This is a genomic window from Candidatus Amarobacter glycogenicus, from assembly GCF_016704105.1.
GTDB lineage: Bacteria > Chloroflexota > Dehalococcoidia > Tepidiformales > Tepidiformaceae > Amarobacter > Amarobacter glycogenicus.
Genome location: NZ_JADJAT010000001.1, coordinates 1 through 24,464 on the forward strand (window position 1 = coordinate 1; position 24,464 = coordinate 24,464).

23 protein-coding genes and 2 pseudogenes are annotated in these 24,464 nt (G+C 60.9%); 5 read left to right on the forward strand and 20 right to left on the reverse strand.

From position 1 onward, the window contains the following. The first annotated feature begins 581 nt into the window (after positions 1–581). The gene (locus IPG14_RS00005) at positions 582–1,577 is read left to right on the forward strand and encodes an E2/UBC family protein (protein WP_343390510.1); all 996 of its coding nucleotides are present in this window, start codon (positions 582–584) and stop codon (positions 1,575–1,577) included. A gap of 831 nt (positions 1,578–2,408) precedes the next feature. Here the strand turns inward: IPG14_RS00005 and IPG14_RS00010 are convergent. The 4 genes from IPG14_RS00010 to IPG14_RS00025 form a co-directional block, all read right to left on the reverse strand. Then, a complete protein-coding gene (locus IPG14_RS00010; protein ID WP_343390511.1) occupies positions 2,409–2,897 on the reverse strand; it encodes a hypothetical protein in 489 nt (162 codons plus the stop codon). Between the two features lie 56 nt (positions 2,898–2,953). Next, complete coding sequence (locus IPG14_RS00015) at positions 2,954–3,217, reverse strand: hypothetical protein (protein WP_343390512.1); 264 nt, start codon at positions 3,215–3,217, stop codon at positions 2,954–2,956. Positions 3,218–3,972: 755 nt separating this feature from the next. Next, positions 3,973–4,347: a hypothetical protein gene (locus IPG14_RS00020; protein ID WP_343390513.1), complete on the reverse strand. Its 375-nt coding sequence runs from the start codon at positions 4,345–4,347 to the stop codon at positions 3,973–3,975. A gap of 426 nt (positions 4,348–4,773) precedes the next feature. Then, a complete protein-coding gene (locus IPG14_RS00025; RefSeq protein ID WP_343390514.1) occupies positions 4,774–5,058 on the reverse strand; it encodes a hypothetical protein in 285 nt (94 codons plus the stop codon). 258 nt (positions 5,059–5,316) lie between these two features. On the opposite strand from IPG14_RS00025, the gene IPG14_RS00030 reads away from it, so the two are divergent. After that, a complete protein-coding gene (locus IPG14_RS00030) occupies positions 5,317–5,532 on the forward strand; it encodes a helix-turn-helix transcriptional regulator (RefSeq protein WP_343390515.1) in 216 nt (71 codons plus the stop codon). A gap of 500 nt (positions 5,533–6,032) precedes the next feature. On the opposite strand, the gene IPG14_RS00035 is transcribed toward IPG14_RS00030, so the two are convergent. The 15 genes and pseudogenes from IPG14_RS00035 to IPG14_RS00105 all read right to left on the reverse strand — a co-directional run. Then, on the reverse strand, positions 6,033–6,488 hold the full coding sequence (locus tag IPG14_RS00035; RefSeq protein WP_343390516.1) for a zinc ribbon domain-containing protein: 456 nt from the start codon (positions 6,486–6,488) through the stop codon (positions 6,033–6,035). Positions 6,489–6,508: 20 nt separating this feature from the next. After that, a complete protein-coding gene (locus tag IPG14_RS00040; RefSeq protein ID WP_343390517.1) occupies positions 6,509–6,922 on the reverse strand; it encodes a recombinase family protein in 414 nt (137 codons plus the stop codon). Beyond that, entirely contained in the window at positions 6,919–7,251 is a 333-nt protein-coding gene (locus IPG14_RS00045; RefSeq protein WP_343390518.1) for a recombinase family protein, read from the reverse strand. Before IPG14_RS00045 ends, IPG14_RS00040 begins: the two co-directional genes overlap by 4 nt. 201 nt (positions 7,252–7,452) lie before the next feature. Continuing rightward, positions 7,453–8,088 (reverse strand): DNA-binding protein, encoded by a 636-nt coding sequence (locus tag IPG14_RS00050; protein WP_343390519.1) that lies wholly within the window; start codon positions 8,086–8,088, stop codon positions 7,453–7,455. Positions 8,089–8,570: 482 nt separating this feature from the next. After that, positions 8,571–8,969, reverse strand: coding sequence for a hypothetical protein (locus IPG14_RS00055; RefSeq protein WP_343390520.1), 399 nt, complete (start codon positions 8,967–8,969; stop codon positions 8,571–8,573). A gap of 248 nt (positions 8,970–9,217) precedes the next feature. Continuing rightward, the gene (locus IPG14_RS00060) at positions 9,218–9,418 is read right to left on the reverse strand and encodes a hypothetical protein (protein ID WP_343390521.1); all 201 of its coding nucleotides are present in this window, start codon (positions 9,416–9,418) and stop codon (positions 9,218–9,220) included. Between the two features lie 1,703 nt (positions 9,419–11,121). Continuing rightward, a complete protein-coding gene (locus IPG14_RS00065) occupies positions 11,122–11,883 on the reverse strand; it encodes a hypothetical protein (protein ID WP_343390522.1) in 762 nt (253 codons plus the stop codon). Positions 11,884–11,917: 34 nt separating this feature from the next. Next, positions 11,918–12,145, reverse strand: a complete 228-nt coding sequence (locus tag IPG14_RS00070) for a hypothetical protein (RefSeq protein WP_343390523.1) — start codon at positions 12,143–12,145, stop codon at positions 11,918–11,920. A 34-nt stretch (positions 12,146–12,179) separates the two neighbouring features. Beyond that, the gene (locus tag IPG14_RS00075) at positions 12,180–12,962 is read right to left on the reverse strand and encodes a hypothetical protein (RefSeq protein WP_343390524.1); all 783 of its coding nucleotides are present in this window, start codon (positions 12,960–12,962) and stop codon (positions 12,180–12,182) included. A 248-nt stretch (positions 12,963–13,210) separates the two neighbouring features. After that, positions 13,211–14,098 carry a SprT family zinc-dependent metalloprotease gene (locus IPG14_RS00080; RefSeq protein WP_343390525.1) on the reverse strand — a complete coding sequence of 296 codons (888 nt, stop codon included), beginning with the start codon at positions 14,096–14,098 and terminating at the stop codon, positions 13,211–13,213. After that, complete coding sequence (locus IPG14_RS00085; protein WP_343390526.1) at positions 14,098–14,829, reverse strand: hypothetical protein; 732 nt, start codon at positions 14,827–14,829, stop codon at positions 14,098–14,100. Before IPG14_RS00085 ends, IPG14_RS00080 begins: the two co-directional genes overlap by 1 nt. Before the next feature lie 68 nt (positions 14,830–14,897). Next, positions 14,898–15,287: a hypothetical protein gene (locus tag IPG14_RS00090; protein WP_343390527.1), complete on the reverse strand. Its 390-nt coding sequence runs from the start codon at positions 15,285–15,287 to the stop codon at positions 14,898–14,900. Positions 15,288–15,373: 86 nt separating this feature from the next. After that, positions 15,374–16,288, reverse strand: a complete 915-nt coding sequence (locus tag IPG14_RS00095; protein ID WP_343390528.1) for a DEAD/DEAH box helicase family protein — start codon at positions 16,286–16,288, stop codon at positions 15,374–15,376. Positions 16,289–16,520: 232 nt separating this feature from the next. Further along, positions 16,521–17,768, reverse strand: coding sequence for a type I restriction endonuclease (locus tag IPG14_RS00100; protein ID WP_343390529.1), 1,248 nt, complete (start codon positions 17,766–17,768; stop codon positions 16,521–16,523). A 611-nt stretch (positions 17,769–18,379) separates the two neighbouring features. Next, positions 18,380–20,724, reverse strand: a pseudogene (locus IPG14_RS00105) (class I SAM-dependent DNA methyltransferase); the annotation flags it as partial. 177 nt (positions 20,725–20,901) lie between these two features. Between IPG14_RS00105 and IPG14_RS00110 the strand changes: the two are divergent. From IPG14_RS00110 to IPG14_RS00120, 3 genes and pseudogenes are all read left to right on the forward strand, one after another. Next, positions 20,902–21,912 (forward strand): annotated as a pseudogene (locus tag IPG14_RS00110) (DUF4917 family protein). A 195-nt stretch (positions 21,913–22,107) separates the two neighbouring features. Further along, a complete protein-coding gene (locus IPG14_RS00115) occupies positions 22,108–22,281 on the forward strand; it encodes a hypothetical protein (RefSeq protein ID WP_343390530.1) in 174 nt (57 codons plus the stop codon). 392 nt (positions 22,282–22,673) lie between these two features. After that, positions 22,674–23,501 carry a DUF2520 domain-containing protein gene (locus tag IPG14_RS00120; RefSeq protein ID WP_343390531.1) on the forward strand — a complete coding sequence of 276 codons (828 nt, stop codon included), beginning with the start codon at positions 22,674–22,676 and terminating at the stop codon, positions 23,499–23,501. 9 nt (positions 23,502–23,510) lie between these two features. Here the strand turns inward: IPG14_RS00120 and IPG14_RS00125 are convergent, their stop codons facing one another. After that, positions 23,511–24,464, reverse strand: a complete 954-nt coding sequence (locus IPG14_RS00125; protein WP_343384512.1) for a hypothetical protein — start codon at positions 24,462–24,464, stop codon at positions 23,511–23,513.

The window sequence follows — 24,464 nt, forward strand, 5'->3', positions numbered from 1 at the left end:
ACAGATTGCCGCCTTTATGGCTCATCTCGTACGCGAGCTTGACGGATAGGTCGCTCGAGGCCCAACAAATCAAGCTCGTCCAGCCGCCTCCACATGGCCTCCGGGCTCGTTTCGAATTCGATCGCCAACGTCTTGTAGTTCATGCCGGGTCTAAATTTGCTGCGGATCCACGGCTCAGGCATCAACAGGGCCACTGAACGACTGAGCCTGTGACTCATTTTCCATCGTCGGGTCGCCCCACGATCGGTCGTCGAACACGCAATTCACTGCGCTGTGGTTAGACCAAGTGGCCGATTTCGTGGCCGATTGTGAACCGCTGTCTGTCGAGGGTGATGGCCTCTGTTAACTTCCAGCAGGAGTCGGTCCCGCACGAGTCGCCCGGAGAAGCTCGCCGCGGCTGACACTCGGACTACACTGAGCCCAAGCCATCTGGCAATTTCTTCCACATCGACCGGCGCAGACTCGGTCCCGTGTTCGGCCAGAATCTCCATCGTGCGACGGCCGATGAGCGTCTTGATCCCTGTCAGAAATCACCTCTCCACTGCATGTAGCAATGAGCATATTAGCTCCGGAGTGGTCTCATGAGTTCCCGCGATGGGTCGGTCCCAATTTCCATCAACCGTCGCAAATTCGACGCTGAAGTCGGCCCGGCCACCGGTCGCCAGGTCCTCGCGATCGCGGGTCTTGGCGAAGGTTACGATCTCTTCCTTCTCACCGGAGAAGGGGACCCTACAGGCGGTCAGGTTATCCTTGCCGACCAGATCGTCGATATCCGGCCTGGGATGCACTTCCGAGCCATTCCTGGCAATCGCACCTTCGGCAACGACGACATTCCTGCGATCTGGCGCGCCGATGCGACGCGCCTCGGCTCCAACATCGAGCGCGAAGTTCAAGTGGCGAGGTCCGGCGCCCAGCTGTTCGCCGTCGTCAAGGCAGCCCAGCTTCCTCCCGCCACCTACACCACGACCCGCTCGGACGTCCTCCTCATTTCGGACGTGCAGTACCCCGTCTCGGCAATGGATATGTTCTGGATGGAAGAACCGGTGAAGCTCGCTGACGGCACCGGTCCCAGCCACCAGTCGAGCATTGAAACTTACGTCAGGCGCCGTTGGAGGCGCTGGAGCTGGCATCATCGCAATGGCGTCTGGACGCCGGGAGTCGATGACCTTCTCGGCCACTGGGCCTTCGTGGAATCCTGCTGGGCCAAGGGTGGTCACGTGAACCGGCTAGCGTTTAAGAGCTCTGACGTTGAAAAGACCGAACGAGTGCTCGCGAATTCGGCCCTATGGAGCTACGGTGCCTTCTTCCTCCTCAGACGGGCAAGGACGTCAAGTGGGTATCGATACGTCGCCTCAAACCCGTACTTTCCGGTCCGCGAGAGTGGGACATTCTGGCAGAACACCAACTCGTTCCCAGCGCGCGCCTCGTATCCCACTCCAGGTCAGCCGGGCGGAACATGGCGGGAGCGGGCCTGCTGTTCATTCATTCGCACCCCGATCCCGACACCCGACTGCCTTCCAGTCAACCGACGACGCCGCACTTTATTCTCTGGCGCCCTTTTCCGGATGACGTCCTGAACGGACCATTCGCGGCGGCTGTCGCCGGACCACGCCGGCTGGAGTCGCCCGTGTCTGGATCGACGGCGGGTTCGAAGAGATCGAGCACCTCACCGCTGCCGGTCGGGGACTTCGTTTTCTGCAGCCCTTGCGCGCTACCGCGACGAGCGAAATGGATTCACGCCAAGAGCCTGCTCTGGGTGACATCCATCACCGCCTTGGGGCCTGCGATGTGACCCTCGTAGGCGCCGGCGGAATAGGATCCCCGCTAGCTGAGACACTGTTTCGGATGGGGCCGAAATCACTCACCGTCCTGGACTCCGGGTTCTTTGATACGACGTCCAACGTTCGGCGCACGTTTAACGCGCCTCGGGCAAATGGTTGGCACTTATCCGCCGAGGCTGGATCGCTGTGGACGCGTGTCGCGAAATCGGCCTGCCGAACAAAGCGCTGGCGGTGACGGCCGACGTGCGGTTCGCTGCAACGCTCCCAAGACTACTCGACACCGACATCATCATCTGCGCCACCGACTCTCACTCCAGTCGAGCGGCATTGACGGCGGTGGCTTACGCATTCCACATCCCGCTGATCGACGGCGGAGTTCGGGTTGGCCGCGGGCCACGCGGACTTGAAGGACTGGCTGCTGAAGTCCGATTTCACGGACCAGGCATCCCGTGCGCGTGGTGCACTGGGACGTTGGACGCCGCGAAAGTCCGAGAGGAGAACCTCCCTCCTGAACAACGCGTCGAACTCGAGCGTGAGGGCTACGTCGTTGGATCAGCGGAAGTCGAGCCCAGCGTTGGGGCTCTCACTGTGCTTGCCGCGGGGCTTCTCGCGTGCGGCATGCTCGGGTCACTGGACGACGACGCTGATCGGCTCCTCGTGGGATACGTTGTGGACGGTCTGATGGGGATGCGCGAAGACTTTGGGCACCGCCGAGCGGCGACAGGGCTGTATCTGCTCTGTGTAAGAAGAGGAAGGCAGGCACCGCACCTCTTCCGCTCCCGTTAAGTCGAGACGGTAACTTATTTCCCCGATCATCCCTCCAGCCGATTCCGTTCCCGCACTGAACCAGCGGTCCTCAAGTCCGAGACCTTCATCTAACAGGTTCTGCAGGCGCACGATTTCTTTATTCAGTCTGGCGCGTTCATGTTCGGTGCCAGCCCATTGGCGAGCGAGGGCGAAGGCAGGGCGCTTTTTTCTAAGATAGTCATGCCAGAACCGATCGCCAGGGCCATATCCTTGGGCAAGGAGTTTTTCCTCTTCGGCTTCGATGTCCAGCGTGACGCTATTCGGTTCCGCCGCAGCAAAGGCGCGAGCAAGCTTCTCCCCGCCGACCAAGCTCAGCCGTGATGATACGCCGTGCCAAATCGAGAAACGCCGTTCCGTCGAGCCCATCAAACGGCGGACGAGAGGCCCTGCTCGGGCGAAACGTTCCATGGCCGGGTTTGCCGCCAGTCCCCCCGACCGCCCGAATGGACGTTAATGTCAGTCTCGCCGGACGACTCGAAAATCAACAAAGAGTACGCATCCGGACCGGTGAGTCGCCAAATCTCAGCCGAACGGTTATAGACCGCCGTCATCCGTTGTTCATCACGGAGAAACGCCTTCACCTCTCTCCACGGAACGATGAAGTTGCGCTGCGGAAGGAACTCTTCCATTCCAGCATGCGGTTCGTCGACATCACCGAACCTTCACTTGGTGATTCCGAAGGACCTTTTCGATCGCAGCGACCCGAAGCAACGGTTCACCGACGGCGACCTTTGTTCTTACTGCGTATTCTTTTCCTGCCTCAATGGCCTTGAACTCCATGAAGCTCCCCGTGTTCGACTGGTCCGGCGCATTCGCGAGCGAATTACGATTCGCGACTGGAGTCGGATCAGCTCCGGCTCCAGGCCGTGCCGTTCCCAGCCACGGCGCCACTCGGATTTTGGGACCGCTCTCTCCACGACCCAAAAGCCGCATGCGGGTTCCGAACCTGCTGTATTCATTAGCGTCGCTAGCCGGTCGCCGGGCGATACGATGGCGTTTCGCCCAGCCTACCAGTGGTGGTATCGGCAATGGGAAGTTCGACGGTGATTCCGGAATTCGCGTTTATCGGCCGTGGTCGCCGGAGATCCGGCGACGCCTCTAAGAGCCGCCCTGTTCGGACCACTCGGCGGAGCTCGTGAGCCAAACGACGTGATCTGGCCGGGACTGAGTGCGGCTAAGGTTGGACTCAGTCGTACGCAGGAAGCCGTCAGTCCTAATAGACCCGATGTGCACTGCCCCGGTGAAGTGATACAGCGTGACTAGACTCAAGGGCTTCTTAGCCATAGGTCGATGGTCCTCTCGCGCGAAATGCTAGTACGGAGGGGATTCGCGCGCGCGTTCGGGCAGTCCGGCAAATGCGCAACACGTCCGTCGCTGACTTCCCTTACTGGTGACGAGGCCGTGGCGTTAGTAGCTCGACACGACGGTCGCCGTACCAAACACTGAAGGATTCGGTCCGACTGATGATCGGTAGATGAGAGACGAACTGGTCATGGTCATCGCAGACGACGACGTTGTAGGACCAGAACGGGTCACTCGCTCGGAAAACCGGCTCCACGCGGCGGTATTGCGTTCCACAAAACTGAATGAGCGCCGCCTCGATTTTCTGAGCAACGTCGTCGGCCGATTCACCATCGGTCTGCGGCGTGAAGATGGTCATGTGGTAGGAAGGTCCGAGTTGCCATAGTTCGGCCTGGTAGCGTCGGCGGTCGGGCAGGATGCCTTCGGTTTCATAGATTGTGTCGTCGTTCGTAGTCAACCTCCTGAGTTGAAAGTGCGGTTCTCGCCACGCCTAGTGGCCGTCTCGGCCTTTGGGCGTCGCGAGAGGGTCGTAGCTTGAACGGCAAGCTCCCGGAGAAGCCCCCACCCCTCCTAGAAAAGAGGCCCGTGCCCCGTTTAAACGCCAAGCGAAAGAGCGTTGAGTACGGACCTTGCCTCATCGAAGCAGCCAGAAGCGGCACGGAGGAGGGACCGATAGGACGTGGAACCGGGCAAGCGGGGTATGTCCACCTCGACTGGACTCGAGGTCGGGAGCTGGAGTATCTGGTTTCGGAATTGTCCCGAAGGCTGGGGCTGGGTCGTCCAGACACCGGGGTAAACTGCGCAGGAAAGCATCGCCGACTAGCAGTCGTCTTCTTTCCACGACCCGTTCTCGCGAGCCCAAGGCTCCATCGTCTGATTAATTTCAGCGACATAACGTGAAGTAGGAACCCCTAGCCCGGATCCCTGACACCTTGGCGTCGTAGCTGCGAATGGGTAGGTTCGTGCCGTATTGCTTCTTCGCGGCTGCGAGGATGAGTTCGAACTCTGACCGCTTCACCCGTTGCTGACATCGAGCCGTGAGCATGTCATAAGCCCGACCGTCTCCCGTTAGGAACGCCTTGCTGTACGCCTCGACGGCCGACCTCAATTGTTCGACGACTTCAGGCGTGCCCGAAGCGGGCGATTGGAGCGTCGTCGCCTGGTCCATCGAGTCGGACCTAGTTCCCGCTTTGGAACCGCCACGCGACGACTCCCAGGCATATCGGCAGTGCGAAACCAACCAACAAAACCTGAGCTGTCCACTTCCATCGCGCGAGCTTGGTCCGTTGGCGCTTTTACCCCATTCGCGCAGTTCTCGTATATCGACACTGTCATCACCTTCCTGTGTTGGAATACCGCCTTATAATTGGGTAGCTCGCCGGGCATCAAACCTTTCAGCTTCAGTGCGTGGATCCCCGCCAGCGCTTTGGTCAGAACCGGGGGCTCGCCGCGTGGTAGAGCTCTCACGGAAACGCTCGCGGCTAAGTGCGGCCTGCATCGAAACTACGTCGGGGCACTCGAACGCGGCGAAAGAAATGTTGCGTTGCTCAACATTTGCCGCCTGGCGCAGGCACTGAATTGCCAGCCGGCGGACCTCCTCGGAGGCGTTGAAGGGGTCGAAGCGAAAACCCTTGGCGAATAAATCTCACCGTCGACGTAGTTTCCTAGACATTTTTCACGGCCGTCTCGACATTTATTGACGAGTTTCCTCGCTTCGATGACATTTCCGCCCGTGTTACTGGCCGGCCGAACCCACAATTCCTGTAGCCCGGCGGCTGAAATGGTCGTGCCGGTAGCTTCGGAATAAAAGGACACCGACGACGATTCTTGGCAGAAATTATGTCGAGCAGGCGTGAGGCACGCGGAATTTGATCCAGTCCTATTTCTGGAGTTTCCGGAAGCCTAAAGCCATGGCCGGAAGGCCGGGATTGACGACGACTTCGGTGATTTCCATTGTCTCTAGGAGAAGTAGATCCCTGAAAGGCGCTAGCCCGAGGGGAACGTTTCTCTACCAGGCGTCGCCTTTTTCCATGCCAGCTGCAAAACGTCAGAAATCCTTATGGCCACCGTGGCTGTTTCTTTTCGGAATTTCCAGGCGGTCGATTTCGGCCTCTATTTTCCGGCGCTCGGCAGTAGTTTTGCTCATCGACTTCGGAGGTCAGCGTAGAGGCGCGCAATTCTTCGCAGCCTTTCCTTTAGCCGCGCGATCTGGATGGACGGGTCTTCGCCGCTGGCGCCGTCCGCCAACATTTCGACGACTCGTTTCCGGAGTTGTTTCGGCGCCCGGAACCGCTTCACGATCTCGTCCACCATCGCCTCAACGCGGTCGGCACGGGCGGCGATCTGAGGCTGAGAACACGCCACGCCACGACGATGGGCGACCTCCCTGTAGTAGCGGTAGGCCTGGCCTGATTCGGTGTGGTTGCCTTGAAGCGGCCTGCCGCAGCCAGCGCACTTGATGATTCCTGAAAGCGGATAGAACCGCCGACTCTGGGTGAACCGAAGTGGCCGTTCCTCTGAGGCGCTCGCCGATTCAGTTCGCTCGTTGCCATAGATCGGCGGAAACCATCGCTTCGTGTCGTCCTGGAAGTTCTTCACCTTTTTGTGTCACCGCACCTTCAGACCGGGTTCTGTAACAGCTTGCGTACCGAGTCTCCAGTCCATAACCGCGGACCATCTTCAGGCCTTCCGGATTGCGGGCGGTGTCGTGTGCGAAGCCCACGTTTATTCCAATCAGAAGCAATCTCCCGATAGCTAGCGGTTCCCGTGGCGAAGCGTTCGAACGCCTCGCGGACGTGACAGGCTTCCTCCGGAATGATCAGAGGCGGTTCGGAGGCGGGGCTGTCGGACTGCCTATAGCCGAATGGGGGCATGCCGTTCATTAAGCCCTTCTCAGCGCGTTTCCTTAAGCCGGCAGTGACCTTGTGCTGCAAGTCCTTCGAATACCACTCCGCGATGAGCTGGAGCATCCCTTCACCGATGAGCCCGGCAGGTGAGTCATCGAACGGCTCCGTGACGTTGTAGAACTTCACGCCGGCCTTTCGCAGCGCTCTTTGGCCAGCAAGGCATCCAGACGGTTGCGGGCGAAACGGTCACCCTTCCATACAATCACAGCACCGATGCGGCCAGCGTCGGCATCATCTAGGAGCCGCTGGAAAGCAGGCCGGTTCGAAGTCTTTGCACTGAACCCCGCGTCCGAATAGACGACGATGTCACCCAGCCCAAGCGTTTCAGCAAACTTTCGGCAGGCGTCTTCCTGGGTCACCAGAGAGTGCCCGAGGGTCTGTTCTGTCGTCGAGACCCGCACATAGATCGCGATGATGATTGAGACGATGTGGGACTTAGCTTTTGTCAGTGACACTCGTGATGCCTAGTCGCTTCAGAACTCCGCTCACTATTCGCGCGAGAGTTTCGATCTCCCCGCTGACCTCGAACTGATCATCAGTCCTAGCAATACTATACGATCCTTTTATGTCAATAGGAAGAGTCCGTTGCCGGTCGACGCCGGCTACAACCGGATCTCCGCGCGGTCCTTCGCGAAGAGCCGCGAAATCATCGTCGGTCATCGTCGGTCACCGGCTATCCGCCAAAGGCGTATCACGCGCGTGCCGTCGATTCCCTCCCGGTCTCCCTGGTGGACCTCAACGCCGTATTCTCGAATCACTGGCGCCGCCTCCCGCAAGCGCTTCGAGAAGTGGTTAGGCGTCGTCGGCCACCATTTGCCTCGCTCCGCTTCCGAGGTGATTTCAAGCAACGCGGCCATCAGTTTGGTCGCTGTGTCGTCCCACATATCGCGACTCGCCATGAACCTCAGGATGGCGGTGGCCACCGGGTCTCCCGAAAGTGCAACGGCGTGCGACGATTTCCTGTTGGCCGCGTATGCCTCCATGAAGGAGCCAGCGGGCCAACCGGCCGCTCGTTCGACGGCGATGCCGAAGCGGGCGAAGTCGGCCATACGTGGAAGGCCGGTCGTTGGAACTGACGGAAGGTGCTTTAGGGCGCCGACGATGAGGTCGAGCAATGCCCCAAGGACCTCCGCGTGCGTGGTGCCGAACCCGTCCCAAAAATCCTTATCCGTGCGCCGGCGATCCTCGAATATGGGCTCCAAGGTGATGCCAATCGAACGGTCCAGCAGATCGGCCTGGGTCGCAGGTTCGCCGATTCCGGTGAGGATTATCGGAAGGCGACTCTCGAACATCTCAAGTTCGCGACCCGTGTAGAGCTTCCGTGTTGAAACGGCCCCTCCCGTCGAGATCCGGCAAAGTGCGTTGGACAGCCATCGCTGAAGACCGGTTAAGTTGTCTAAGCGCCAGGAACGCCTGAGTTGCGGCAGCGATGATGAGATCCTGCTCATTGCGTGGTGGGCCAGTGATTGCGGCTGTCCGTGGGTCGACGATCTCAACGAGGAGCTTCTGGAGGGTCGACTTAGCAGATCCTTTTTCTCCGATCAGGATCAATACCGGGCACGGGCCATTCGTGGCTATCGCCCACGTCAAGAAGGTGACGAGGAGCTTGACTTCCCTTTCATCGGAGACATTGATGAACGGGCGGAGAGCGTCGATCGAACCTCCCCGCATGGGAAGCGGCAACGGTCTTGTTCCCGGAGAGCGGAAGAAACGAATAGGGACATCACCACGAACTTCCCATCCAGAACTCTTAATGAGGATGGCGCGGCCTGTGTCATCGCCAAGGATCGAGCCATCGCTCCTCTCCCACGGCAGCTACCCTGACTGGCGCTTCATAGGTCTCGCCTTCGTAGATGGCCTTAGCCCGCAGCGTCGCTAGGACATCACGGATGACCGTGGCGGTGGCAGGGATGCGCTCCTTCTGCCACAGCGACAGCCGCAGGTAGTCCTCCGCTTCGCTGGCATCCAGTGGGACGTTGGCAGTGCCGTTCCCTAGCGGAAAGCTGATCGAGGCTTGGCGCCAACGCGTCTTCCACAACTCCGCTCCGGATTCCTCCACATAGCCGACCAAACGTTTGGTTTGAGAGTCGCCGCGGCGCTGCTTCGAACTTCCTGGATCGAAGACTTCTCGGAAGTCTGACCACCCTTCCCACCACAAGAGTTGTGAAAACAACCGGCGAAAAGTCCGCCGTCCGTGAGTTGTCCAACGCGCGCCGTCGCGACATGCCTCGTGGTTCCACGGACATCGCTTCAGAACGAAGAGGCTTCCATGTTGCCACTCCTTCCATTTCGCCTTCGATGGCGTGAGACTTAACCCATGCCGCCAAATCGAGGTCGTTTTGGGCGAGGTGCGCTACCGCCTTTCGGCGGGCGGTGCCTCGGCGATCAATACGCAAAGTTGTTCCGTCGACACCAGCGAGGTCATTCGTGAACCTCCAGGAGGCGCGCGAGGCGGTGTGGCCGCTCGGGTGTCGAGTCGCCTTTGCGGTTAATGGTTCCCGGAAGCCGAACCAACCGCGCCGCGTTGTGGACCACCTGGTCCACGTGCACGACATCGTCGTCGAACCGGTGGCCGAGTTCCCGAAGCACCGACCTGATGATGCCGCCATCGTCAGAGGGCAAGTCCGCGCGTAAACCAGGTGCGCGCCGTTTCCAGAGTCCACGAAAGTGGGCCTCGGCCATCCCCTTTCCAACCCCCAGTTCTTGATCATCACGGCCCGCTCAATCGCAACGACGTGTTGTTCGTCTGTGGACGCGATCCCTGAAGGCCGGCTCGGATCGCAATCCACCAAGAACGCTTTGCGGCAAGAGATTTCTGAGCCCGCGCCGCCGCATCGTCCCGAGCGAAGGTCCCAAGACGGTTCGCGTGCGCCTGCTGAAGTTCGGAAAACAGGATTCAAGGTCACGAACACGCCATTTGCGTAGTTCGCGATATCTAACACGCTCGCGACCAGCGCAGATGCGTTGTCGAAGGGAACCCGAAACCGTGACACCGAATTTGCGCCCGGCAGACGGACATGGAAGGCACGTACTTCGATCACGTCGTCCGACGCGAAGTGAGCGGTGACATAGCGCAACATGTGTCGGCGTTTGGCGAGAGGGAAACGGATTCGTCAGGTTGTTGAAGCGAATCAAGGGGCAACAAAAAAGGCCAGCCTTTCTCGCTACCGAGCCCCGAAGAGACTGGAAGCGGAAAAGCGGGCCAAGACGCCTATTGGTCGAAATTACCTTCGGCGGGAGCTCGCGTTAATGGAACATCATCACCTTAGTACAGTGCGCGGCGTTGTGACAATCCTACCTCTGGCAGCGGCGCCGCTTTGCGAATGTCCGGCCAATCAGGCACGGCGATTGTCCGGGGCTCACGATGTACCGGGCAGATTACTTCGCACGACCGGTCTGCCGTGACGGGCTCGGGCGAAGCTATCCGCGTCATGCCCCGCAGCTTGCGTTGGCTCACGCGGAAGCGCCGTCGCGCTGGTCCAGGGCCGCCGGAGGCAATCAGTTCGGCGATGAACTCGGGCGGCGCGGCATAGCGCCAACCCGGAAACGGTCGGCCCTGGCTCCCAGCCGGGCGGCTCGGGAGGTTCGAAGAAGAGGAACCCCAGATTTTCACCGCAACCGAACGTCCCACAGAGGACGCGTGCGGCAAGGCAGTAATCTTCTGCTTTGCAAAAACGGGCGTAGCTCGGAAATTCCACCCATTCGCGGTAGTTGTCTTCGGTGCCGAACGTCTTGACCCGGTGAAGCATGCCACCAGCGTATCAACTCGCGACGCCTTTGCAACGCCGACGACCGATCGGTCACCGACGATGAAATCGCGGGTGCAGGACGCTCCGTTCCCCCTCCTTCTTACGCGCTGCGGCCCTCCAAGACGACCGAGTAATCGTTCTCTGCATGGGCCGCGGTGCTTTTCGACGCCACGATACGTAGCACGTAGGCGTCGTCCTGAATTGCGATGGTTCTGTCCGGCCGGATCGTCGGGCTCTCAGACTCCCAAAGTTCGCCAGTTGGTGTCCCGCGGGAAGCAGCTTGGAGCCCGTCACATACTCCAGTTATGAAGTTGTCTAAATCGCCGTCGCTACAACCACAACGAATTTCGAGCCAAGGACAATGTCGCTTGCAAGTGGTGTTCGCCCGTCCATTGCTTGAAGTGCCACGCTGCGAAGGCGGACTAAGCGTCTAAATTCGGACGGCTTGTTCCACACAGAGTTGGCACCGTCTTTCTTCGGTGGAAGGTCGCCTTCGACGGTGAACTCGATTCTCGTCACGCGTTGCCAACGGCGGAGAATTTGTTTGCGGCCCAACCTAACTCGGCGATGAAGCCTTCATAAGTCTCTTCCGGGATAAGCCTGTCCAACCAAAATGTTGGATAGCGGCCGATTTGGTCGGGTTGAAGCCACTCGAAACCCGGCACCAACCTGAACCTCAGCAACAGCTCTAAACGCGCACTGTCGTCTGCGAATTGGTCGGAGTTCTTGGAGGTAGCGAACCCGAGCTCCACGCGACCGCTCGAGCGAGCTGACACGAGGTAGGCCCCTTACTTCCGCTGGCCGTTTGTCGGACCCAGAGATTAAACGATCCCTGTGCCCCTTGCCCCAGAGGACATTCAGGCCGTTCTCCCGCGCCCACGTCAGAAGGCGTTTTGCCGTGTCGACCCCTTGAGGGTACTTGTCAGCCATGTCCGCGAAGAACATCTCTTCGGTCCACTGCTTCGACGCGGTCGTGCCTTTCGCATCGGCGGACTCCTCGGTTCGGCCGTAGACCCGAGCGACTAACGTTCTGAGCACTGCGTTAGTTGGGCTCGCGTATTGCTTCACCTCCACGGCGAGGACCTCGGCTTTCATCTGGCCGTTGAGAAACTCGACAACCCGCCGAAGCTCCGTTGGGATTTCATCGGCAAGAAAGACGAGGCGGAGCTTTCCGGCGCGGAGGTTGGTTTCCACGTTCATCCATAGAGAGTCCGAGGTGATGCCCGGCCCCAGCGCGCTTGCGATCTGACCGTCGGGATCGTCTGCTACGGCTTCGAACGCCGCTCGCAAGGTGGCGACCGGCCAATAGACCGCGCCATTGGCAGCGTAGTCCAACATCTGACCGACGACCTCGCGTCGTATCCGCGTGCAGTCAGTACTTCGCTTCACCTCGACGAGCGTCGGTAGCCGTCCCGGTCAAGGAGGTGATCCAGCGACCATCGCTGGTTTCCGTCGAGCTTGTCCGGAACCGATTGCTCGCGCCGGACGAGAAGCCAGCGGCGGGCGCGTCGGGATTGACCTGGTCGCCCGCCAACAGATTCGGGTATCTCTCGATGAGCGACTGAAGCACGTCCTCACTCGCGTAGGGCGTCTCGACCATTTCAAGCAGCTCGAGTTGCCGCTGAGGTCGCCGTTCACAACGAAGATTCCACCGCCGACCACCGGTCTGCCCAAACCTCGTCGAGCGTGGAGGCTCGTTCGAGACGCTCGTGATTCGTGTAGCGAAGGTTCTGCAAGGGCTTCACTCGATTGCCAACCTTGACCGGGCCGATCTCCCGCGCAGGCTCCGCAAAATTGAGGACGTACTTCCCGGTACGTTCCCAAGGTTCAATGGAGGACACGGGTGCGATATGAGTAATCGCGGAGCTAGTGGCCGTTCGATACGCCGCAATGTACTTGATTTGCGGGCGCATACTGCCATGGATTCTCACGTGATGCCAGCGCTGCTCACCGAGGAAAGTTTCCTGAAATCCATCTTCCCTCGCCGGCACAACTATCGTGTCAATCAAAGTCGAATCGACCGGCGTGACCACATTTGGGACCAGACGTTCGCCCCGTGGGGCTGCAATGTCATCCAGGAAGGGCTCGAACTGATAGATGTCTTCTCCACTCTCGCTGCGGTACCGAGCGACAACCATCACTTCGACGCCGAACTGAAAACGGTCCGCGAGCACACGCTCTAGGTTGTCTGGAATCTCATCGATGATGACCAGCGCGGTGAACGGCGACTCTGAGACCAGCGTCGAAACAAGGTGGTCTAGACTCCGCAGCTCGGGGTGATCGGCGACATACTGTTCGCAGAGCGTTCGTGCCGGAGTTTGCGCGAGGATCGCTTCGATCAGGATCCGGTGAACAGTCCGCGGCTCGTCTTCGAACGATAGGGAGAACTGAAGAATCTGAACGGCAATGTGACGCAAATGGTCGTGCGAGGCCAGCTCGTTCTCGACAACGAAGAGTCGCGCGGTAGGTCCGCTCAGATCGATGAGGTAGCCGTCCGGAATGTTCCTTAGTCCGCCCTTGGTACCAAATCTTTTTTGATATCGAGGTAGATTCGCGAAGGGCCGAACAAGTCGAGCTGAAGCGAGAGAATCGCCGCTTCGAGATCAGCTTCATTGGCATAGGCCGACTTACGATAGGAGGCGGTCGAAGTTCTTATCGTGTCCATTCAACGGCTCCGTGATGCATGACAATCAACGCAGACCGAACTCTCGAATGCTCCGGCCGTCGAACTCCGATCAGCCCGAAGCCGTGCTTCGCGTTCCCGACGTCGGACGCGCGAGGGCCGACCGCCCGGTTCGTCGCCTGACTGCAGCAGGGAGGTCGCAGAGTCACCTTCACAACAGCCAGTCTTCGTGAGCCAATGGCAGCTCGTTGAGCTGCTGGCGGCGAAAACGCCAACCTGGCATGAACTGATCCATGAGCGACGTGAACCTCGCGTTGTGGGAAGGCTTCTCAGGATGTGGGCCATTTCGTGGACAACAACGTATTCGAGACACTCGCGGGGCTTCTTGGCCAGCTCCGTGTTGAGACGGATGGTGCTGGCGCCGGCGTTGCAGCTTCCCCACTTCGTCTTCATGCGCTGGACGAAGAACCGCTCGACCTTGACGCCAATGACGGGTTCCCACCGGGCGATCAGTGGGGGGATTGCCTGCCGCAGCGCGGACCGATACCACGCGGCAATGGCGGACTGCCTTGCGCCTTCTGCCGAGCCCCGGCGGACGCGCAGCAGGAGCCGGTTGTGGTCGGTCTTAACCGATGGGGCGCTGTTGCCCTCAAGCACCGATAGGAGGTAGCGCGTACCCCAAAGGTAGTGGCTCTCACGCTCCAGGTACTCGCGGGGGGATTCACGATCCTGGTCCTGGAGCTTCGATTGATTCCTCTTAATCCAGTCGAGCTTCGAAAGCGCGAAGACACGGACGGTGTCTAGGTTCATTCGCGCGGGCGCGGCGATTCGGACGCGCCCAGTCGGAGGATGGACGCTGAGGTGGACGTTCTTGATGTCTTTAAACACCACGTCCACATCGATGTCGCCAAGAGTGAGCTGAGCGGCCATCAGTACTCGACCTGCGCCTTGATGATTAGGAAGATGCGTTCGACCTCGCCGTGGTCCTGCAGAACGTTGTAGAGCGCTCGTTTGACGATCTGTTCACGCGCAAGGATGCCGCGCCAGTCGTCGGGCGAGCCGCAGGACGGCGGCGTCCACTTGCAAGGCCAACAGTTCATCACGGCCGAGGTTGTTCCAGAGAGCGCGCTTGCCGGCGGTCGTGAGGGTTGAGGGCGTACCGGCGGACTGGCCTGCTTGGACCTGGTTCGCGAGCGCGCCGATTCGTCGAAGGTACTCCTCGTAGTCGATTGCCTTCGCCCTGCGATCGGCGATGATCCGGCAAGCAGCGCAGACATCTCCTCGAAGTAGGCCGGGTCGCTTAGATGCGCCTTAATGATCGTGCTGCGGACGTTGTTCTCGATCGTCTCGGCGATGGCATTGGTGTTGCCCTTCATGGTGCCGAGTTGCTGCGCGATGGCATCGGCGATGCCGGTCTTCACGATGAGCTCCATGAGACTCATGCCACCGCTGGGCGAGATCACCCTTGCCTCGTCGGCCGCGATGTAGGTGTCGATAAGGTGCCGCATGTCGGCTTCGTAGGCCTTCAGATCAAGGCTCTCGCCGCTCGCCCTGCGGATGATTTCGCGGACGTTGAGGTAATGAGCGAGCTGACGCTGGAGCCGCGCAACGTCGGCGGCGTTGTAGCCCGCGCCGTCGAGTTCGTCGGCGATATTGGACACGCGCGCACAAGGGCGACCGTCGCCTTGTAGAGGGCCACCGTCGTGGAGCGGTCACCTCCAGGTCGGACTCAATCTCCGTGTTGTGCAGCGTAGTGGATATGTTCGAGTTCACCGCCGGGCGGATCGACGGGCTTCGCAGAGCAAGACCGGGGCTTCGATTGCCCGGTCGAGGAGTTCTTGCCCTTGGCGAGGCGGTCCTGGAGGAGGATTTCCGGCACGCCGTTGGCGGTCTGATCGAGTTTGGAACTGTCACGGCGAGCGCGTTCTCGACCTTTCGTGAAGAGATCCTTGTAGTCGACGACGAAGCCCGAAACCTTGTCGTCGCCGTCGAGACGGTTCGTGCGGCAGATGGCCCGAAAGAGGCCGTGGTCCTGCATGGACTTGTCGATGTAGAGGTAGGTGCACGGCGGCGCGTCGAAGCCGGTAAGTAACTTATCCACGACGACGAGCAGCTTCATGCTTGCAGGTTCGGCTACGAAGAGCGCCTTCGCGTCATCCTCATAGGTATCAGTCTTGCTCGTACCCGGACGCGCCTGGACGTTCCTCAGGAGTTCCGTATAGGTGTTGAAGATGAACTGCCGGTCGGTCTCGGTGTTGGCGCCGTTTCTCCAGCGTCAGCGTCCCTCGCCACCCGGGAGTTGTACGAGGTGATCACGGCGCACTTGCCCTTAAACGGCGTCTTCTGCAAGAGCGCGAAGTATTTGCACGCCTCGTAGATGTTGCGGGCAACCAGAATCGCGTTGCCACGCTCACTGGATAGACGCGGCTTCACGGCGAAGTCGAGGACGATGTCATTCACGACCTGGTCCATTCGCGCCCGCGAGCTGAGGACGCTCTGCATCGTCGCCCACGTCTTCCGAAGTTCATCCTTCTGCCAGTCGTTCAACCCGCGGGTCTTGGCCTCAAACCACGCGTCGATCTTCGCGGGCGAGCCGAGCCGTTGATCGATGTCCCGCGCCTCGTACACGAGGTCCAGTACGACGCCGTCTTCCACGCCCTCCCGCCACTTGTAGGTGTGGATGTAGCGGCCGAACACTTCGATGCTGGTCTTGGCGTCGGCCTTGAGCAGGAGAGTGCCGGTGAAGCCGACGAACACCGCGTTGGGCATCATCGCCTTCATCACACGCCGGAGCTTGCCGCTCTGCGTGCGGTGGCAGTCGTCCACGAACACGAAGACTTCGCCCACGGTTGGGCTTGGCTGCGCCTCCAACTCCTTGATGAAGGCCTCGAAGTCATCCACATCCCTGCGGCCGAACTTGTGGATGAGCGAGCAGAGCAGGCGCGGCCGGGCCTGCCCCAGCTGGCTCATCAGGTCACGTCCACTAGTCGTGCGGTACATCTCCTCGCCCGCGCTTGCGAACACTCCCTCGATCTGCTTATCGAGTTCGTCGCGGTCGGTGATGATGGCGACGCGCGCGTGGGGGTTGTTCTCAAGGATCCACTTTGCGAGAAGGACCATGACGATGCTTTTGCCACTCCCTGCGTGTGCCAGATGATTCCGCCCTGGCGCTCGCGGGCATATGCCTGCGCGGCCCTGACGCCGAAGTACTGGTGAGCGCGGCAGTTTCTTGATGCCGCCGTCGAAGAGCACGAAGTCGTGGATCAGCTCGGAGAAGCGGCCCTTCACACATCTTCAGGAGGTACTTATCCAGCTTGAACCGAGTGTTGTCCTCCTCGTCCTCCTTCCCACTTCAGGAAGTACTTCTCGGCGTCCCGACGGTGCCGTAGCGCAAGCCCTTCGGAGTCGTTGCCAGCAAAGACGATCTGATCTTGGAGAAGAACCATTCGTGGAACATTGGCATCTGGTTCGAGAGCTGCCGGATGCCGTCGCCGATGCTCACGCGGCTGTTCTTCAACTCGACCATGCCGACGGCGATGCCGTTGATGTAGAGGACAAGGTCGGGGCGACGCTCGAAATCGCCCCTCGCAACGTCACTTCCTCGGCGATGGCGAAATCGTTCTCGCCCGGCGTGGTCCCAGTCGATCAGGTGGACGGTCTCGGTCACCTTGCCCGCCTCGATCTTCACGGGGACGCCGTAGCGGAGGAGGCTGTAGACGGCCTGGTTGTTGCCGTAGAGGCCACGCGCGTGGTTGTCAGCCTCGGTGCGGAGCCGATAGAGCGCGGCGTTGATTCGCCCGGTGTGTGACCCGCGAGGCGAGCCAGGCGAGAGAACGCTCTCCTCGACATTGGTTGCTGGCGCGGTCCGTCCAGTCGCCGAGGTAGCGGTAGCCAGCTCATCACGGAAGAGGTCGAGGACGCGGTTCTGTGTCGCGCGTTCGGGTTGGCCCACAATAGTCATACAGAGGCGAACTCTCCCGGTGAGCAGCTCCTGCATCATGCCCCGCTTGATGTCACGGGCCTTAGCCAGCTTCGCCGCCAGCGCGTCGATTTCCGCGTCCATGTCGAAGAGGACGGCGGCGATGGCGGTTTGTTCGGGCACAGACGGAAATTGGCCTTGAATGCCGGCGAGCGCCGCTGCGCTGATGTGGACAACGGCGTCGCCTTGTCCATTGGCGGCCTTCTGGCGATTGATTGGACCGGTGTTGAGGTAGTAGCCGAGGAAGATGGGAGACGCCTGCGCGCCTGGAAGTACCACGATGTCGCCGCCCGCATACGCTTCGCCGGAGAACAGGAATGCGGCGCACTTGCCAATCTCCTCCTTGGTTTCGCCCGAGCCGGCAAAGAGGATGTCCCCATACTTGAGGCGCGTGGCCGCGGCGGCGACGGCGGGCGATATCCACGAGTGAAACGCCCTGACATGGTCAGCGTGCTTCGTGTAAAGCTCGCCGTAACGCACGCATGGCAGGTCGCCTCCGGTCGAGTCATCCCTCGTTACTCCTCGCCCTTTCAAGAATCCGCCCAACTCCCCGAGCCGCTTCGTCTCCCAGTCCGCGCTGAAGCCGGGTAGCCGACGGCGGCCGGTGAGCAACTCCTGCATGGCGCCTTGCTTGAGGTGTAAGCTTCTTGGCGATGAGCTGCTCTAGGGATTCAATCAGGCGTCCGCGTCGCTCAGCGCCTCGGCGATGGCTTCTTGTTCGGGACGCGGGCGGCAACGCAGCCACGATTTGCCGGAAGATCGCCTTGTCCGACGTTGGCACGGATCGCACCCCGACCGCGCGCGATGATCTGAGACCGGACGGACGGCGCACGAAATGCGTAACCGGGAAAGATGGCATCCACGTCCGCAGTTGTTGGTCGGCCTCGAATAACGAAGCCACCGAACACGACGGGTACATCGTCGAGATAGACCGCCGCGAGACCAACTTCCGCCTGTGTTTCTGATGTCCGGTTGAACACCAAGTCGCCACGGCGAACCGCGTACGAGACGACCGCACTCCTGGGCAGCGATACTTTGCCCGGAACATCCGACGCCTTGAGATGGCCCTTGGTGATGATCTCCAGAACATTGACGAAGGGAGTCCCTCTTCCGTAAGCGTCCTTGTCGGCATTGACGCCGTTGCGGAATTCGAACAGTTTTGAGAACCGGACAACCTCCCACTCCTGCGGAATCACTCCTATGTCGCTCCGCTTGTAGCCCGGCGTCACTTCCCATGAGAACCCCATCCTTTCCAGATGGCAGTTCACGGTGGCCTCCAGCGCCGCCACGCGCGCGGCCAGCCGCGGCAGCGGTGTCTCGTAGCGCTCGGCAAGAGCATGAACGCGCCGCGTAAGGTGTTGGCTCACGCGATCCATTTCGCCGCGGACGGTGGCTTCGAGTGCGGCGAGCCACTTGTCATCCACGACCAGCGCCTTGACCTCGGACTCGGTAAGCTTCGGATAGCGCGCGAGCGCCTGGACGTCGAGCGAGGTCTCGGACGCCTTGATGGCCTTCTTGAGGGCTCTCTTCCGCCTTGAGTTTGAGCCAATCGTTGAGGACGGCGGCTTCGTCTTCGGCATCCTTGTCGCCTTTGATCTCCTTCAACCGCGCGGTGGCCGTGACGTGGTTCACGGCACCGAAGTCGGCCAAGACTCCGTCGTCTCCGCCCTGTTCTTCCTCCAGGTCGGCGATACGCGCGGTGACTGCTTCCACTCTGGCGTTTAAGTCGTCGATGGCCGCCTGTTCGCCCGCGAAGTAGCGCGCGACGACAAGCGCCTTGGGAACGAGGTCGCAGGTCCAGCCTTTGTCCTTCTCCTTGCCGGCCTTGTCCTTTACGACGACGCGGGAGGTTTCCGCCTTCCAACCATCGGCGGCGACGATGTAGCAGTCGTCCTGCATCGCCCCCGCCGCCCAGTAATCCAGGAGATGCTGATACATGTCATAGGGGTCGATCAAATGCTTGTTCGCGTAGTGGGACAGCAGGCCCTCGGACAGCTCGGCGATGACCTCTTTCGGGCGGCAGCCGGGTTGCAATGCCTTGAGGGTGGAGGCGGCCCCTGTGCGCCAGGAGGCAAAGTGGGCGTTCATGTCCGAGATGAAGGCCGTGAACTCAGGGTGGTCGTAGACGGTGGACGTGATGGCCGGCTTGTCCACGGCAAGGTCGACGTAGCCGGGGCGATTCTCCTTGAACAAGGTGTGGCGAAGCGCTGGGCATACAGCCCAGTAGCGTTGGAAGCGCTTCGATATCGGCGCAGGGCACACCGCCCTAAGGTGACTCGATGTCCTGGAGATTCTCGGCCGGCTGACTGTCGATGTAACGCGGAAGGTTGAGGTTGAAGTCGTTTTTCTCGATCTCGTCGAAGGACACCATGCGCGCGTATTTCGGGACGTCGATGCGGCGGTTGAAGACGTCGACGATCCTATGGATGTCTTGGGCACGTAGGCGGTTCTTCGGGCCATCTTTCAAAGCCCCCACTCGCGTCGATCATGAAGATGCCCTTTCGGGCGGGCGCGTCCTCCTTATCGATAACGACGATGCAGGCGGGGATGCCAGTGCCGTAGAAGAGGTTCGGCGGCAGCCCGATGATGCCCTTGATGTAGCCCCGGCGGACGAGGTTGCGGCGGATGTCGCCCTCCGCATTGCCGCGGAAGAGGACGCCGTGAGGGAGGATGCACGCGCCCTTCCCGGTGCTTTTGAGCGAACGGACGATGTGGAGAAGGTAGGCGTAATCGCCCTGCTTTGACGGCGGTGTGCCGAAAGGCTTGAACCGGCTGAAGGGATCTGACAGGTCCACACCGGTGGTCCAGCTCTTGTCTGAGAACGGTGGATTCGCGACGACGAAGTCGAAGGTGGGCCGGGATGGATGAGTGCGCCGGGGTTGTTGCGGAGGACCATGTTCATGCGGGCGAGGCCCGCCGTCGCCACGTCCTTCTCCTGGCCGTACAGGGTGACGGCCGTACCGGCCTCGTCGGCAACCTTGAGCAGCAGCGAGCCGGAGCCGCAGGTCGGGTCGTACACGCTCGTAGAGGGCGTCGTCTTCGCGCTGTTGATGCCGATGATCTGGGCCATGATGCGGCTGACCTCGGCGGGCGTGTAGAACTGGCCCTTGCTCTTGCCGCTCTGCGTGGCGAAGTGGCGCATGAGAAACTCGTATGCGTCACCGAGGATGTCGTCGCCATCGGCGCGGTTCCTGGAGAAGTCGAGCCTCGGGTCCTCGAAGATGGCGATGAGCTTGGTGAGTTTGTCCACCATCTCCTTGCCGCTGCCAAGCTTGCTGGGGTCGTTGAAGTCGGGGAAGTCGGAGAGCTTATTGGCGTCCTTCAACGGGGCGATGATTCGCTTGTTGATCTGGTCGCCAATATCGCTCTTGCCCTTGAGGGCGACCATGTCCTTGAAGCTTGCGCCGTCGGGGACCGTGATCGGGGCATAAGGCTGGCCCGCGTACTTGTCGCTGACGTACTTGATGAAGAGGAGCGAAAGGACGTAGTCCTTGTACTGGCTGGCGTCCATGCCGCCGCGCAGCTCGTCGCAGCTCTCCCAGAGGGATGAGTAGAGTTCGGATTTCTTGATGGCCACGGCAGAACGCTCCAGACTTTTCGGGGCCGGCCCTGGGACTCGTAGGCAACCTCGCGCCCGACGGTTGGAACGGGATCATACGCTTCTCGTCTCTCCGTGATGGTTCGGGTCGAAGTCATACCAGACGAGCGACACTGACATCAGACGCCAGGTTCTGAGCTAGCTACAATCCCGAGGATGGCATTTCTTACATATCAGGAAGTTCTCGAAGCGGCGGGCAACGGCCGGAAGCATCTCCTCCTTGGCAACGGATTCAGCATCGGCTGCGACGCCCGATTTAGGTACGACAGCCTCTATGCGTACGCGAAGGAGGAGGGGCTGTCCGGGCGCGCACAGGCCGTGTTCGAACGACTCGGGACCAACAACTTCGAAGGTGTTCTTCGGGCGCTCGACGACACTGCGTTCGTAGCGGAGGTCTACGGTCTTGCTCCCGGCGCCGAGCCCACGCCGACGATCACCGACGACGCCGAACAGATAAAGCGAGTCTTGGTGTCGGCGGTCGCCGGTCGCCACCTTGACCTTCCTTCTGACGTTCAAGACGAGAAGAAGGCTGCGTAGTCGAGTTCATCACACCGCTTTACGTACAAAGTGTTCACGACGAATTACGATTCCTTTCTCTACTGGGCGGAGATGCACGGACTCGACGTGCTGGAAGGGTCACCGAGATGGACTTCGGGCTCGGCAAGAAACCTGATGCCCGTATCTCGAATTTCACGAACGCGTCGGAGGCGAAGAGGATCTTCTGCCTCCATTCGGGCGCTGCACCTTTACGTTGCCAACGGTGAGATTCGGAAACAGTCTTGGGTCAGAACTGGTACGAGGCTCACCACGCTTGTTCGGGATGGCCTCGCCGCTGGCCAATACCCCGTCTTCGTCGCAGAAGGTGATGCTGAGAAAAAGCGCGACCAAATCACCGGAAACGGTTACCTATCCACGTGCTCGGCAAGTTTGAACGCCTCGAAGGCCCGTCTCGTCCTGTTCAAATTCGTCTGTGAGGGCGACCGACACATCGGCAACACTATTGCCGACGCTCGTGACATCTGGAACGTCTTCGTCGGCATTTACGAAGAGGAAGGCACGCCGGAGGCTAACGCAATCGTTCGAGCCTGCGAACTCATGATCCAGCGGAGAGAAGAGAACATAGCGGCGCGCCGGGAGTATCGGATCCCTCTGGACGTTCGGTACTGACCTCGAAGACTGCCCAAACCTTGGGGCTGAATCGGTCGAAGCCCGGTACGTAAAAGAGTGGAAGGGTAATCTGACCTCGATCTGCTCGGGGTCGCCAGTCTCGTTCATTACGACAACCCGCCCAATGAGGCGGGTTTCGTGCTTCCCGGGCGGTCAATTCGGCGGCCCGTTGGACGGCTTCAGCGGCCAGTAACCTTGAAAGTCAAGAAAGCAGCCGAGCGCACAGAGGACGCCCACGCCCAGGTAGGCCGCGACGTTTTCGCCAGCCTGGTCCGCTTCGGGAAGAAACAATCGCCAGAGTCCGAGGACTCGATGCCCCACCCCGTCAGCGTCACGAGCAGCGTCCAGTTCGGCTTCCAGATGTTGTGAGTCCTGATTATCGCCAGGCCTGCCGCGAAAAGGAGTGCCCGTTCAGGTAGGTCACCGGAGCGAGGTTCTCTTCCCAAATGTCGAGGTTCACCATCTCCGGAGAGGGTCACGACGACTCTGATCGGCCCCAAGAGCCCGGCAATCTGTCTTGAATCCGTCAACTGTGGGTCTCGCTGCCGATGTTACGCCCCAGCTCGAGCCTGCGTCCCGCCTTTGAACGCCTTCGGCGAAGCCGCGAAACGGCTCGCGCCTGGACAGTCCTGTGCGAGCGACCTCCCTGGGCGACCGAGTATCCCGGGGCGAACCAGCGCCGGTCAGCGGTGGATTTGACGGGCCGCCCAGCGGCGTGCGTTGCTACCCTGGATGACAACTGATTCCCGTTGGTGGGCATCGTGGGTGCTGGGCGACTTGGCGGCGCACTCGCGGTGGGACTTTCGCGGGCGGGCTACCGGATCGGAGCAATCGGGAGCACCCGAATCGCCTCGGCAAGTGCGGTCGCGGAGGCGATTGGCGGTGTCGCCGAGGCCACGGCTGACGTAACGCGCGTCGCTGCCGTCTGCGACCTCGTCTTCTTCACTGTACCTGACTCCGCGGTCGAAAGCTCCTGCGATACGGTCCGATGGACCCCGCGCCACATGGTCGTCCACTGCAGCGGAGCGCTCACGCTGGATGCCCTGAAAAGCGCCGCGTCCGTGGCGGCCGTGGGTTGCCTTCATCCACTCCAGACATTTCCCTCCCGGCTACCGGAGCCCGACCGGTTCCATGGGATCTTCTGCGGGGTCGAAGGAACTACCGGACTGGGTGAGACCCTGGAACGCATGGCCGCCGCGCTTGGAGCGAGCGTGGTGAGGTTGGAAGGAAGCAACCGTGCCCTCTACCACGCGGCAGCAGTGATGATGAGCAACAATGCGGTGGCGCTTGCCGCGGCGGCGAGCCGCCTCTGGGCACTCGCCGGGTTGCCGCCAGACCTGGGCCGGCCCGCGCTTTCCCCTCTGCTGCAGGCGGCCGCAGCCAACATCGGGAAACTCGAACTCGTCGATGCGCTCACCGGGCCGATCGCGCGGGGAGACCTGGCAACCGTAACGGCCCACCTCCGAGCGCTACAGGGGGAGCCGGAACTACTGGCCCTCTACCGCTTACTCGCGGGAGAACTCCTCCGGCTGTCCTTGCCGCACCCCGAAGGGACGGCGAAGTCGCTTCGAGAAGTCCTGGGCAGCTAGCTCAGCGGGTCACACAGCGGGTTCCGCGGGCAGACCGTCCGCGGCATCCGCTCGCCTCGTGGAAAGCATCCCCACGGAGAGCGCGGCGAGGCCGGCGACGACCAATCCGGACTGGTATGTGCTGTGCAGGCCGATCCCACCGGTGATGAGCAGCGCCAGGCCGGCGGCTTCGAGACCGCGACCGGCCCTGACCAGGCGGACAAGGGCGAACGCGAGCGCCCCGGCGGCAACCGCATAAGCGAAGCCTGGAAGGATCCCCGATAGGCCAACGTTCCAGAGCAAGAGGAACCGAGAAGTCGACCCGTTTCCAAGAAAGAAGGCCAAGGCGAGAAGGGCGACCGCCGCTCCGGCCCAGCGCGCTGCACGATCCTTGCCGCGGCTCGCCAAGAGTGGAGTGGACAGGGCGAAGGCGATGCCGAAAATCTCCGCACCATCGAGCACACGGGCCGGCAACTCGAACGTGATGTCCACTTCCGCGAAGTCCGGAGCCGCGGTGAAGGCTCCACTGAGCGCGAAGGCAATGCCAAAACTCGCAATGGGAATTGATGCCAGGCGTCGCGGAGAGCTCGAAGCGAGAGCCGTGGCGAGTGTCACAACAGCGATCAACGTCGCCCAATCGAGCAGCAGGCGGTCGACAAGGCCCGTTGCGGCTCCTGTTGCCACGACGGCGAAGAGGAGGATTGCGAACGTTGCGGCAATCCCCTGGCGGCCAAAGCGGAGCGCGAGCATCGCGAGAGCCGGGACCATCAGGGCGATCGCAACGAAGTACGCGTAGCGACCACCACGGCTCACGACCGCGTACGGTTCCTGGAGGCTGTTCAAGGCCGGGATATGGATCGCCGTGCGCGTGAACGTCCGGAGGATGGCCAGTTCGATGGCCGATGCTACCGCCAACCCGCCAACGAGGAGAGACAGATCGGACCATGAACTCTCGTTCGAGGAGCGGCGCATCGTGACGGCCAT

Bases quoted from the DNA above. Each gene is read 5' to 3' on its own strand.
- IPG14_RS00065 (WP_343390522.1), bottom strand. From the start codon at position 11,883: ATGTTGGACTACGCTGCCAATGGCGCGGTCTATTGGCCGGTCGCCACC.
- IPG14_RS00090 (WP_343390527.1), bottom strand. From the start codon at position 15,287: ATGAAGCTGCTCGTCGTCGTGGATAAGTTACTTACCGGCTTCGACGCG.
- IPG14_RS00070 (WP_343390523.1), bottom strand. From the start codon at position 12,145: ATGGTCGAGACGCCCTACGCGAGTGAGGACGTGCTTCAGTCGCTCATC.
- IPG14_RS00015 (WP_343390512.1), bottom strand. From the start codon at position 3,217: ATGGAAGAGTTCCTTCCGCAGCGCAACTTCATCGTTCCGTGGAGAGAG.
- IPG14_RS00125 (WP_343384512.1), bottom strand. From the start codon at position 24,464: ATGGCCGTCACGATGCGCCGCTCCTCGAACGAGAGTTCATGGTCCGAT.
- IPG14_RS00005 (WP_343390510.1), top strand. From the start codon at position 582: ATGAGTTCCCGCGATGGGTCGGTCCCAATTTCCATCAACCGTCGCAAA.
- IPG14_RS00080 (WP_343390525.1), bottom strand. From the start codon at position 14,098: ATGGCCGCTCAGCTCACTCTTGGCGACATCGATGTGGACGTGGTGTTT.
- IPG14_RS00050 (WP_343390519.1), bottom strand. From the start codon at position 8,088: ATGTTCGAGAGTCGCCTTCCGATAATCCTCACCGGAATCGGCGAACCT.
- IPG14_RS00095 (WP_343390528.1), bottom strand. From the start codon at position 16,288: ATGGTCCTTCTCGCAAAGTGGATCCTTGAGAACAACCCCCACGCGCGC.
- IPG14_RS00025 (WP_343390514.1), bottom strand. From the start codon at position 5,058: ATGGACCAGGCGACGACGCTCCAATCGCCCGCTTCGGGCACGCCTGAA.
- IPG14_RS00100 (WP_343390529.1), bottom strand. From the start codon at position 17,768: ATGCAGGAGTTGCTCACCGGCCGCCGTCGGCTACCCGGCTTCAGCGCG.